Source organism: Formosa sp. Hel1_31_208 (assembly GCF_900104785.1).
Taxonomy (GTDB): Bacteria; Bacteroidota; Bacteroidia; order Flavobacteriales; family Flavobacteriaceae; genus Psychroserpens.
The window spans coordinates 2,211,248-2,223,629 of sequence record NZ_LT629733.1; the positions used below are offsets into that span (position 1 = coordinate 2,211,248).

9 protein-coding genes are annotated in these 12,382 nt (G+C 33.8%); 8 read left to right on the forward strand and 1 reads right to left on the reverse strand.

Annotated features, from left to right (window positions below):
* Positions 1–379 precede the first annotated feature (379 nt).
* Both BLT57_RS09970 and BLT57_RS09975 read left to right on the forward strand, forming a co-directional pair.
* On the forward strand, positions 380–1,579 hold the full coding sequence (locus BLT57_RS09970; RefSeq protein ID WP_091425366.1) for an alanine dehydrogenase: 1,200 nt from the start codon (positions 380–382) through the stop codon (positions 1,577–1,579).
* Between the two features lie 18 nt (positions 1,580–1,597).
* The gene (locus BLT57_RS09975) at positions 1,598–1,972 is read left to right on the forward strand and encodes a hypothetical protein (RefSeq protein ID WP_091425367.1); all 375 of its coding nucleotides are present in this window, start codon (positions 1,598–1,600) and stop codon (positions 1,970–1,972) included.
* A 63-nt stretch (positions 1,973–2,035) separates the two neighbouring features.
* Here BLT57_RS09975 and BLT57_RS09980 read toward each other — a convergent pair whose 3' ends face one another.
* Complete coding sequence (locus tag BLT57_RS09980; RefSeq protein ID WP_091425369.1) at positions 2,036–5,929, reverse strand: T9SS type A sorting domain-containing protein; 3,894 nt, start codon at positions 5,927–5,929, stop codon at positions 2,036–2,038.
* 583 nt (positions 5,930–6,512) lie between these two features.
* Between BLT57_RS09980 and BLT57_RS09985 the strand changes: the two genes are divergently transcribed.
* From BLT57_RS09985 to BLT57_RS10010, 6 genes are all read left to right on the forward strand, one after another.
* A complete protein-coding gene (locus BLT57_RS09985; RefSeq protein WP_091425371.1) occupies positions 6,513–7,268 on the forward strand; it encodes a hypothetical protein in 756 nt (251 codons plus the stop codon).
* Between the two features lie 355 nt (positions 7,269–7,623).
* Positions 7,624–8,601, forward strand: coding sequence for a hypothetical protein (locus BLT57_RS09990; protein ID WP_157717166.1), 978 nt, complete (start codon positions 7,624–7,626; stop codon positions 8,599–8,601).
* Positions 8,588–9,820 (forward strand): lipopolysaccharide biosynthesis protein, encoded by a 1,233-nt coding sequence (locus tag BLT57_RS09995; protein ID WP_091425374.1) that lies wholly within the window; start codon positions 8,588–8,590, stop codon positions 9,818–9,820. The genes BLT57_RS09990 and BLT57_RS09995 overlap by 14 nt, the downstream gene beginning before the upstream one ends.
* Complete coding sequence (locus BLT57_RS10000; RefSeq protein ID WP_091425377.1) at positions 9,813–10,823, forward strand: polysaccharide biosynthesis protein; 1,011 nt, start codon at positions 9,813–9,815, stop codon at positions 10,821–10,823. The genes BLT57_RS09995 and BLT57_RS10000 overlap by 8 nt, the downstream gene beginning before the upstream one ends.
* Complete coding sequence (locus tag BLT57_RS10005) at positions 10,816–11,247, forward strand: WxcM-like domain-containing protein (RefSeq protein ID WP_091425379.1); 432 nt, start codon at positions 10,816–10,818, stop codon at positions 11,245–11,247. The genes BLT57_RS10000 and BLT57_RS10005 overlap by 8 nt, the downstream gene beginning before the upstream one ends.
* A 1-nt stretch (position 11,248) precedes the next feature.
* Positions 11,249–12,382 carry an NAD-dependent epimerase/dehydratase family protein gene (locus tag BLT57_RS10010; RefSeq protein WP_091425381.1) on the forward strand — a complete coding sequence of 378 codons (1,134 nt, stop codon included), beginning with the start codon at positions 11,249–11,251 and terminating at the stop codon, positions 12,380–12,382.

The window sequence follows — 12,382 nt, forward strand, 5'->3', positions numbered from 1 at the left end:
ATATCTATCATTAACAAAACCTAATAGTTTAAATATTTCAAAACTTAGAGGCAAAAATAATATATAGCGCCACCAATGTTTACAAGTGAAATACCATATCAGACTAAAAGAGATAATTAGTGTCTTCATTTTTGAAAAATAAATTAAACGCTCTAGACTCCATAAATCAAATATCTCTTTGGAAAAAACTGAGAAAAAATATTCGTCCAAATACTATCTAAAAGTCACTCCTGAAATTAGTAATGAAATAATAATATCTTTCGTATTGAATCTATTTATAAATAGTTTATTCATAGAAAATTATCTATATCTAATATTAAATAAAAATTGTTAATACTGATTTTTTATTTGTAATTTGATTCACCAATTAAAAACAACAATGAGCAAATCATTATCGCCATTTACTAAGGCACAACTATTACCACAAGAAGAAACACTAGAAGTCTATAAGAAGAAAGGTGATCTTTTTATTGGTATTCCAAAAGAAGCCCATTTTCAGGAAAAACGAGTCTGCTTGACTCCAGATGCTGTATCTGCTTTAGTGTCTAACGGACATCGTGTTATGATTGAATCTGGTGCTGGTGAAGGTGCTAATTTCAAAGATAAAACCTATAGTGAAGCAGGTGCTGAAATAACTAATGATACTAAAAAAGTATACGCCTGCCCTATCCTGCTTAAAGTTGAACCACCGTCTTTAGATGAAATTGAACTCATCAATCCGCAGACCTTATTAATTTCTGCGTTGCAACTAAAAACACAAAGCAAAAAATATTTTGAGCTTCTTGCCGCTAAGCGTATTACAGCTTTGGCTTTTGAATTCATTAAAGATGATGATGGTGCTTACCCTGCAGTTCGATCTTTGAGTGAAATTGCTGGAACCGCCTCTATTCTTATCGCATCTGAGTTACTCTCAAACGTCAATGGTGGTAACGGCCTCATGTTTGGGAATATTTCTGGCGTACCCCCTACAGAAGTTGTGATTTTAGGCGCAGGAACGGTTGGTGAATTTGCTGCACGATCGGCCATCGGTCTTGGTGCCAACGTTAAAATATTTGATAATTCTATTACCAAATTACGATGTGTACAATCTAATCTCGGACGTACCATCTACACTTCAACGATGCAGCCCAAAAATTTAGTTAAAGCCTTAAAACGCTGTGATGTCGCTATTGGTGCGATTCGTGGGAAAAACAGATCTCCTATTGTAGTCACTGAAGCCATGGTAAATACCATGAAAGCTGGAGCCGTTATTATTGATGTAAGTATCGATATGGGTGGCTGCTTTGAAACAAGTGAAGTCACTAATCATGACAAACCAACTTTTGAGCACAACGGTGTAACTCATTATTGTGTTCCTAATATTCCAGCGCGCTATTCGCGATCAGCTTCAGTTTCGATAAGCAATATTTTTACCCCTTACCTCTTAAAAATCGCTGAAGATGGTGGTATAGAAAATGCCATCCGTTTTGATCGTGGTTTAAAAAATGGGTTGTACTTTTACCACGGAATTTTAACAAACAAATCTGTTGCCGACTGGTTCGACTTAGATTGCAGTGATGTGAATTTGTTAATCTTCTAAAACACAAAACAAATACACATGAAATTAATTCATCGAATAGGATACTATTTGGGCGGTTTCTCTATAGGTCTTGTTATTCTAGCTTTCTTTTTAGGCGGAAAAAAAGCCTCTTGTTCCTATAGTCCAAATGCAAGAACCATTAAAAATATTACCATTAAAAAACGCATCTATTCTGAAACGGCTCAAAATGCAATGATGACCTATAGTTTGGATACTTTAGCTATTTCAGAGTTAATCAAAACCGGAGATGTAAATTTTTCAGAAAGCGATACTAGAAGCGAAGGTTGTAAAACCTACCTCATCGAAAATACGTGGAATGAAAAAGATGTGGAGCTTTATGTCAAAAACTGTGACTCCTCTGCCACCTTAGAAGACCTTATTATAAAACAATAACCACCGCTATAACGTGATTAGCGATGGTTATTGATAACTAAATTCAAATAATTATAATTGTTTCTATCTAATCGGTATTTTCTTTAAAATACTGGTATCATCATAGTTTAAGCGCACGATATAAATTCCTCTAGCATACGTGGTAGTGCTAATCTCTTTTGTCATTTGTGCCTGATTTTGTAATTCAGATGGGTTGAAATTTTCTGTATGGACTACTTTTCCTAGCAGGTCATAAATCGTTATCCCTTTTACCGTGACACTCTGAAGTCCGTCTATTTTTACTTTTAATACGTCACTCGTTGGTTCCTGATAAACTAAGAATCCGAAATTTTCGTTTTCTGGTGGCCCTTGTGCAGCATTACATTGTTCAACAAATACCATCACAGTATCTTCATCACTATCTAAGGCATTATAAACCAATACGGAATATTCAGTATCTGCATCTGGCGCTACTTCAATGCTTTGCGTTGTTTCGCCTGTATTCCATAAATAGTCATCACCTCCAGAAGCCGTCAGTACAGCGGTTTCTTCTGAACAGATAAGCACATCTTCACCTGCATTCGCTTCAACGATATCTAAAACATTTACGACCACAGCTTTTGTGTCCTCGCAATTATTTATGAAACCTGTGACTTCATAGGTTGTCGTTTGTGAAGGACTAACGGCTATGTTAGGTTGTGTTGCGCCGTTGTTCCACAAATACGTATTTCCTCCAGACGCTGAAAGCGTTATAAACTCTCCTTCAAGAATCATAACTTCATCGCCATTGGCAATGGTTACATCCGGATTAAGGTTAACGGTAACGGTCACCTCTGCGTCATCCTGAAATGCTCCTTGAAAAACCGTGACCGAATAGGTTTGTGTGTTGTTAGGGCTTACGTCTATACTTTGAGTTGTTTCTCCTGTACTCCATAAATAACTATCTCCTTCAGAAGCGGTTAACGTCGTCCCAAAGCCTTGACAAATCACCTGATTTGCACCAGCACTTGCTGTAAACTCAAAAGGATTAACATTTACAATGACTTCATCAGATACTTCGCAACCATTGGAAAATCCTGTTACAGTATAAGTTGTTGTGCTATTTGGAGCTACTGAAATACTAGAGGTTGTTTCACCTGTGCTCCATACATACGTATCGGCTCCTGTTGCTGATAGAGTTGTCGACTCCCCTTCGGTAATCGTAATATCATTACCTGCATTGGTGCCTGGTAAATCGTTTACTGTTACCGTCACATTGGCATCATCTGAAGCTGTTTGCGCCGCATTAAAAGCGGTTACCGTATAAGTTGTTGTTGCTGTAGGACTCACAGTAATACTTGAAGTTGTTGCTCCTGTACTCCATAAATAGGTAGTTCCTCCTGTTGCTGTTAAGGTTGTACTCTCTCCATTACAAATACTTATATCAGATCCAGCATTAGCCGTTACATTTTCTATTTCTACTGTAACAATAACCTCATCAGATGCTTCACAACCATTGGAAAATCCTGTTACAGTATAAGTTGTTGTGCTATTTGGAGCTACTGAAATACTAGAGGTAGTTTCACCTGTGCTCCATAAATATGTATCAGCTCCTGTCACTGTTAAAGTTGTGGTATCTCCCTCAGTAATTGTTATATCATTGCCCGCATCTACAGTTGGCGGTTCATTGACGGTTACGATAACACTGTCTTCTGCAGAATTAGTTCCAGAGGCACTAAAGGCAGTAACCGTATATGTTGTTATTGCTGTAGGAGACACATTGATACTTGCAGTCGTTTCACCGGTATTCCAAAGATATGTTGCTCCTCCAGTTGCTGTTAGTGTTGTCATCTCGCCAAGACAGATTTCAGTATCATCGCCAGCACTAACATTGACACTATCATCTAGCAAAAAAACACTAACGGTATCAGTAGATTCGCAATTGTTTATAATTCCTGTCACGGCATATGAAGTATCGAGTACTGGATTAACCGTAATACTTTGAGTTGTTTCACCTGTACTCCATATATAACTATCCGCTCCAGTTGCTGTTAACGTCACAGATTCGCCTAGAAAGATTGATTCATCTGATCCAGCGTCCACTTCGGGCTGTTCGTTAACCGTCACAATAACCTCATCAGAACTTGTACAACCGTTTTGTGAAACCGTAACTGTATAAGATGTAGTCGCATTAGGCGTAACAGTAATTGTGGCGGTGGTTGCTCCTGTATTCCATTGGTATGAAGTTCCTCCAGTGGCAGTTAAAGTTACCGCTGTACCTTGGCATGTTTCTAGATCTGTACCAGCATTTGCTATTGGTAATTCATTTACAGTAATGGTTATTTGATCTTGTGTTGTGCTACCATCAGAATGTGTTCCTGTTACTGTATAAGATGTTGTCACAGATGGTGTTACTGATAAACTTGATGTTGTTTCACCCGTATTCCAAGAATATGAATCGGCACCTGATGCAGTCAGTGTCACATCTTCACCTTCACAAATGGTGTTGTTAGAGGCATTTATCGTTACTTGACTTCCTTGAGTGGCATCAACTCCATTTAAAAATTCTTCAATCCATGTGTAACCGCTTGGTGCAATATCCATTGCAGTTTCTCCACTTGGAACATTAGTGGTGAACCAATTTTCAGGAATATGTGGACTTGATACATAATAATTATCACCTCTTGAATTAATTGGTGTTGCACTAATATTGCTTAAAAAGTTTTCATAATGTGTTTTTCCCGCCATAGTAATACCAGACTGTACTGTCAATAATGTTCCTGCATTTACATGTCCTAAATAATAATCATCAACAGAATCCCATATAGTAGTTGCATCACCTGACCCATCTAATGTTTTATTTGCACCTACATCAGTCTTTGCATGTTCTAATGATTCTAATGCTGTTAATACATTCCAGTTCTCACCTATCAATGGATGTTGTACGGCAGTAAAAAATTCGGCTGGTGCTGGGTCATCATCATAATAACTTTGACCATTATAATTAAATGCATATGCTCCATTTGATGTTCCAAAAGCAGTCCAAGTATCGTTGTTATTAGGTAGATTTGGATCTGTTACAGTTGTGGGTAAATGAAGATTCCCTTTTGCATATATTTGTGGCACTGTTCCTTCCCAATCTATTTTACCCATTTCTCCTAAAATTCTAGGTGTATCTGTTATATAATAATTATTTATTTCATTAAGTTGAGGATGACCATCAGCAGGTCTATTCGTTCTATAACGATATCCATAAATAACATTATTAATAACATCTACTCGTCCGTTTGTGGGTGTATTAGGATGTCTATGTCCGATCTGGAAAAACAAATTCCCAATCATGCTTAAATTTTGAGCATTTCCTGGATTACTAGGGTTTCCTAATATAGAACCTGTTTTAGATTCTGCAATGATGTTATTTTGGATAGAGATATTGGAAGTATTTCCAGTAAAAGAAAGACATTCATCTCCTCCCCATGACACCGAACAGTGGTCGATAATAACATTTGTACAACTATAACATTGAAAAGAATCAGCATTACTACCTCCACTATAAAATTCGGGTCTCACTCTAATATGTCTAAAAATCATATTATCTCTACCTGAAATTTCAAAAATTGGGCTATTTCCAAGGTCTCCTGTAAATGTGATTCCTCCTTCTGGCGCTGATTGACCTGCTACAGTTACATCATCATAAGCTGTTGACAATGAACTTAAACAATTTATTGTCCCTGCAACATCAAACACAATAATTCTTGGTCCTGGTGTAGTAAAAGCTTCACGAAAACTACCAGGTCCGCTATTGTTAAGGTTGGTAACATGTATAACTGTACCATTACGGCCACCAGTTACATAAGCTCCAGCTCCACTAGCAGTAGGGAAAGCAAGTTGCTGTGCATTTAAATTAAAACTTGAAAGAATAATAATTAACATAAATATCGTTCTTTCACAAGACTTCATGATGCCAAAGGCATGCAATTGAGAATTTGGGGACTTCATTTGCTATTAAATTTGGGGCACTAATTAATTATTGGGGCAATTTATATAATAAATATCAAAATAACCGTTTAAAGTATTTATTATTCGTTTAAATGCATTTAAATTAAAGTATATTCTTACTTTTAAATAATAAATATTACAAATAAGAGGATTATACCTAAATTAACCTTTATTTAATTACGGCAACAATTACCATTTAGATGTCTGTTTAATAGGTTTTAAGAAAGTTTAACAGAAAAATCCAAAATTCTTACAAAAAACATTGACAACACCCATTATCTATTTTAAATAATGTGCATTTCAATAGTATTGATGTCCCTGTTCAATATGAACCCGATGATATATTTAATATTTGTAAGCGCTGTTATCTTTGCTAGGACAACAGGTTAATCCGTTAAATATTTTTAAGAAAGTTAAATTATATTAAAATTAGTCACATAATTTAGACAACAAAGTCGCTATACTTGCCCAGCTTTTTTAAATACATAAGTTATTTTTTACACTCTTTTTGATTACTTCTCTTAGGTGAGTAATGATTTTGTGTTTAATTTTATTAGTTTAGCTTAAAATATTTGATGTTTTTATGAAAGTTAAAAAGGAATATTGGATTTTATTAATAATCCCCATAACCTATATCTTGATTTATAATTTAAGAGCAGATTATATAGGGGCTTTTGTTGAAGAAGACGGATTTGTTGAAAGTATTGGTGCTTTAGCTTTTTTAATGTCGTCTGTTGTTTTTACGTACTTATTTTTTTTAAAAGAAAGCGATTCTCAATATAAGTTTTTTGGTAAATCAACAAAATGGAATATCTATTTTGGACTTCTTGGAATACTTTTTTTTATGGCTTTTGGTGAAGAAATTAGTTGGGGACAACGAATTTTTGGTTGGAATACCCCAGAAAGGTTTAGTGATATAAATGCTCAAAAAGAAACAAACCTACATAATTTGTGGTGGTTTCAAGCTTATAAGAAAGATGGGACATCAAAATCATTTTTTGAAAACATGTTAAACTTCAACAGATTATTTAACATTTTTTGGTTTTTGTTTTGTGTAATTACTCCTATTACTTCCCTTATTTCCAAAAAATTCAAAAGCGTAATTTTATATTTAGGGATACCGATAGTTCCATTATGGATTGGCGGTTTTTTTCTTCTGAACTATATCGTGTTTATTAGTGGCGTAAATATTGGTCGCGGTAGTGATTATGGTACTGGTATTAATTATTCCAACGGCTTTGATGAAATTAAAGAATCTTTTTATGCGGTTGGTTTTGCGATATTGAGTCTGTTTTTTTTAAAAACCCATGCAAGACGTAAATTCATGCAAAATGCTTGACTATAGCTATCGTTTAATGTAAAATCAAATTTATAATCGTCAAAATTTCACATCTTTGAATTCAATTAACGATATACATAAAATGAAAATACTATATACAGAAACCGAACCTTATAACTTTTTAAATAAAAATTCATCTATCTAATTGAATAATCCTAACAAGTTAATCACGTCTTTATTCTTTATAGGTTTAAGCCTGAGCTTAATTTTTATATATTTTGATCAGGGGAGACTCTATAACAATATTACATACGGTGATTTATCTTTGGGTTCAGAAAAGTATATAAGATCATTTTCAGTTGTGTTTCTTTTTTTAACGGTAATTTTGAATCTTTTTGCTGCCAAAAACAAGTATTTGCCTAAATTATTCATTGCATACTTTTTGATTCTTGGTTACATTACAGTTATCTACCTTTTAACGGGACCCGGATTTGATGACTTAACTGGTTTAATGGATTCTAAGGGAATTGGGCCCTGGCTCGCCTTCGGTTTAATTTTTGTTAGTTTTGATGATCATAGATACAATTTATTTAAAAAGTTCTTAATTGTTTCAGTAATTGTTATTTCAATTTTTGTTATCTATAACCTCATATTTAATGGCATTGGTTTATATAGAGGGCAGTCGCTGGCACAATATCGTATTTATGCCACTGATTTGGTGTGGATAACTCCTTTTGTGTTTTTAATGTCAAAAAACAATAAAAAGCTAAGAACAATAAGGGTCTTTGCTATTTTTATTGGAATCACTTCGGCTCTTATTACGATAACCAGATCATTTCTACTAATTTATTTTTTAGTTCTTGTTTTTGATTTTTTCCACGCGAAAAAAAAGACCTATTATGTTATCGGTGCCCTTGCGGTAGGAATACTATTTATATATATGTTATTCAATACAGAATCCTATAGTACTTCTTTTGACTTATTGCTAAAAAGAGGTGTAGAAGATTCTCGATCTAATCAACTAATCGGATTTTTAAGACAATTAAATTTCTTTGATTTAATAGTTGGAAAAGGTTTTGATCCCTCCTATTATTTTGAAGGACAAAAATCTAGTGGTATTGATAATCAATGGCTTAAACTAATTTGGTGGGCTGGTTTAATTCCAGCAATATTGTATTTTTATTTGACCGCAATTATTCCGTTTAAATTATTCATCAAAAAAAACCAAGACTATGAAACAAGAGTCGAATCTTTTATATTAATAATTTGGACCCTCGCGTGTGCTGGTTTAGCAATATATACAACAATGTCGATTGATTTTTTCTTCTTCGTTATTTGCATAATTCAAGGACGTCTTTTATATAAATACAGTATGAGACGTGAATATAGATAGAGACACCATACAGAAAATACTTACCTTATATGGATCAACGTTTATTGGTATTGGCTTAGGTTTTGCAATCAGTATTTTTAATACACGAGTTCTAGGTAAGGAAGCTTTTGGTGATTTTAAATTTATTGAAACCGTATTTCGTTTTTTGGCGAGTCTTGTGTCTATTGGTGTTTTTATTTCTATTACTAGAATGCTTGCTATAGCAAGGGATAAAATCTACAAGCATAATCTTATTGGTTTTTTCGTTATTGCATTAGCCACTGCTGGTTTGATAGGAATTATTCTCTTAATTATTTTTTCTTACATAGAGCCTATTTGGTTTTCAAATAATCTAGGTTCTATTTTTAGGAAATATTCTTTTTTAATTTTTGCAATTCTTGGAACCATAGCGTTAAAAGAAATACTCAAAGGTTTAAATAAAATTTACGCGCTTTCATTTCTAAATGCTATTCCGGCCCTTGCCTATTTGGTCATCGCATACACATACAACCTAGATAATGCGCTGTATTTAGAAGATATATTCTTGTTATTATATGGCCTTCAGTTTATTTGTATGATTGCAATTATCTATAAATTAAAACCAAAATTCAATATCAAAAAAAGTCTTGTAAAAGATGTGATTCATGAAAACAACACCAATGGAAGACCCATTTACTATGGGAGTTTAGCGGGAGTGGCAACAGCTCATATAGTCGGTTTTTCTTTGTCCTATTACATTGATAACACACAAGTTGGTTTTTTTACATTAGCATTGACAATCTGTTCCCCTTTAATAATGATTCCATCTGTATTAGGAACCGTGCTTTTTAAAAAATTTGCAAACTTTGATTATATACCAAAAAAAGTTTTTCTTTTTTCCATCTTGGCATCGGCTGTTGCATTAGTTATCTTTTTCCTTTTTATTGAAAAAGTATTTCTTTTGTTTTATTCTGATGACTTCTCGCCAACGATAGCAATAGCGAAACTATTAATTTTAAGTTTTTTATTACATGGCTTGGGTGACTTAATCAATAGGTTTTTAGGTGCCAAAGGACAGGGTAAGTTAATACGAAACTCAGCATTTATGGTAGGAATTGTAAATATTTTAGGATATACCATATTAGTTAATTATTTTGGGGTTAACGGAGCTATAATAACTAAAATATTAGCAAGTGGAACTTATCTAATCATGATGTATTATTATTATACCAAATTCACAAAAAAAAATAAATATGTTTAAAGAAAAAATCCTTTTAATTACTGGAGGAACAGGTTCATTTGGTAATGCAGTTTTAGATCGGTTTTTAGATACTAATATCAAAGAAATTCGAATTTTCAGTAGAGATGAAAAAAAGCAAGACGACATGAGAAATCGTCTTCAAAATGACAAAGTCAAGTTTTATATTGGTGATGTTAGAGACTTTAGCAGTATTGATAGAGCCATGAATGGCGCAGATTATGTTTTTCATGCTGCTGCTCTAAAACAGGTTCCTTCTTGTGAATTCTTTCCTATTGAAGCTACTAAAACAAATGTTTTTGGTACTCAGAATACTATTGATGCTGCAATTAAAAATAAAGTTGAAAAAATTATTTGTTTAAGTACTGATAAAGCGGCCTATCCTATTAATGCAATGGGCATAAGTAAGGCGCTCATGGAGAAAGTCGCTATCGCAGCCTCAAGAAATATCTTACACGACAGCACTACCGTATGTCTGACAAGGTATGGTAATGTCATGGCATCAAGAGGTTCTGTAATACCACTTTTTGTAAAGCAAATAAAAGAAAATATGCCTCTCACAATTACAGATCCAAATATGACTCGATTCTTGATGTCTTTAGAGGATGCTGTTGATTTGGTATTATTCGCTTTTAAAAATGGAAAACAAGGAGATCTTTTTGTAAATAAGGCTCCTGCTAGTACAATAGGAGATCTGGCAGCTGCACTACGAGATATATTTAATGCTCGAAATGAGATTAAAATTATTGGAACGAGACATGGCGAAAAATTATATGAAACGCTTTGTACCCGTGAAGAAATGCAAAAAGCAGAAGACATGGGTGATTTTTATAGAATCCCAGCCGACAATAGAGATTTAAATTACAACAGGTATTTTTCGGAAGGTGAAAAAAATATAAGTGAAATAGAAGATTACCATTCTCATAACACAACGCAGTTAACTCAAGATACTTTAAAACAAACGCTTTTAAATCTAAAATTTATTAAAGACAATTTAAATGACTAATGAACATCAACTAATTAAGGGTGATCTTTTTACCGATGACCGCGGTTCTTTATCATGTATTAATGAGTTTTCATTAAAACCAATTGTCCGATTTTATGAAATCACACCAAAAAATACCTCTATCATCAGAGCATGGCAAGCACATAAAAATGAATGTAAATGGTTTTATTGCACTCAAGGATCTTTCAAGGTGAATGTGATTAAATTGGATTCTTTTGAAAATCCTTCTGAAGATTTGACGGTGCATACCTACGAATTAAATTCTGAACAACCACAAGTGCTTTTTATACCAGGTGGTTATGCGAACGGATTCAAAGCATCATCCGAAGGATCCAAACTCATGGTGTTTTCAGATTTTGAGCTTGAAGCCTCAAAGCGTGACGATTTTAGATTTGAAACTAACAAATGGATAAATAAATGGTAAAATGATGAAAATTGGAATTACAGGTCAGAACGGATTTATTGGAAATCATCTCTTTACAACCTTAAGTCTAGATGACACCATTGAGTTGATACATTTTGAACGCCATTTCTTTGAACAAGAGGATGTATTGCAAACTTTTGTTTCCCATTGTGATGTCATAGTTCATCTCGCAGCGATGAACAGACATGAGAATCCACAAGTCATTTATGACACTAATGTTTCCTTAGTATCGAAACTTATCAGTGCTTGTGAAAAAACAAATTCTACACCGCATATCATATTCTCTTCTTCCTCACAAGAATTACAAGATAATCTTTATGGACAATCAAAAAAAGAAGGTAAAGCGTTACTAGAAAAATGGGCATTACATTCTAAAGGAAAAATCACCTCGTTAACCATTCCAAATGTGTTTGGACCTTTTGGAAAACCAAATTACAATTCCTTTATAGCAACATTTTGCTATAAATTAACCCATAATGAAGTTCCTGAAGTTCATGTTGATTCCAACGTAAATCTTATTTATATAAATGAGCTCGTTGCTACATGTATTGCTGTTATTAAAGGAACCATAGACACTATCGAGTTTAACACGTCGTGTTTTGATTATGTGGTACCTCATACAAGTTCCAATAAAGTATCCCATATTTTAAATTTACTTATCACTTTTAAGGAGGATTATTTAATGAAGGGTATTTTCCCTTCCTTAGAAGATCCATTTGAAAAAGCATTATTTAATACCTTTAGGTGTTATATACCAGAAAATCATTTTCCTGTGCGTTTTCAAAAACATACAGATCCTAGAGGTAGTTTTGTTGAAATTGCAAGAACAAACACAAGTGGACAGTTTTCATTTTCAACAACAGTTCCTGGTATTACACGAGGAAATCACTTTCATACCAGAAAAGCTGAGCGCTTTGCTGTGATAAGTGGAAAAGCATTAATACAATTGCGTAAAATTGGAACCAATAAAGTCATAGATTATTATCTGGATGGAGAGCATCCAGCTTATGTTGATATGCCGATTTGGTATACTCACAATATTAAAAATATCGGAGATACAGAACTTGTAACCTTATTTTGGATTAACGAGCCTTATAATCCCGAAGATGCAGATACTTATTTTGAAACCGTATAA

Excerpts from the sequence above, each read along its gene's own strand:
- BLT57_RS09985 (WP_091425371.1), top strand. The coding sequence starts at position 6,513 with ATGAAAGTTAAAAAGGAATATTGGATTTTATTAATAATCCCCATAACC.
- BLT57_RS10005 (WP_091425379.1), top strand. The coding sequence starts at position 10,816 with ATGACTAATGAACATCAACTAATTAAGGGTGATCTTTTTACCGATGAC.
- BLT57_RS09980 (WP_091425369.1), bottom strand. The coding sequence starts at position 5,929 with ATGAAGTCCCCAAATTCTCAATTGCATGCCTTTGGCATCATGAAGTCT.
- BLT57_RS10000 (WP_091425377.1), top strand. The coding sequence starts at position 9,813 with ATGTTTAAAGAAAAAATCCTTTTAATTACTGGAGGAACAGGTTCATTT.
- BLT57_RS09970 (WP_091425366.1), top strand. The coding sequence starts at position 380 with ATGAGCAAATCATTATCGCCATTTACTAAGGCACAACTATTACCACAA.
- BLT57_RS09975 (WP_091425367.1), top strand. The coding sequence starts at position 1,598 with ATGAAATTAATTCATCGAATAGGATACTATTTGGGCGGTTTCTCTATA.
- BLT57_RS10010 (WP_091425381.1), top strand. The coding sequence starts at position 11,249 with ATGATGAAAATTGGAATTACAGGTCAGAACGGATTTATTGGAAATCAT.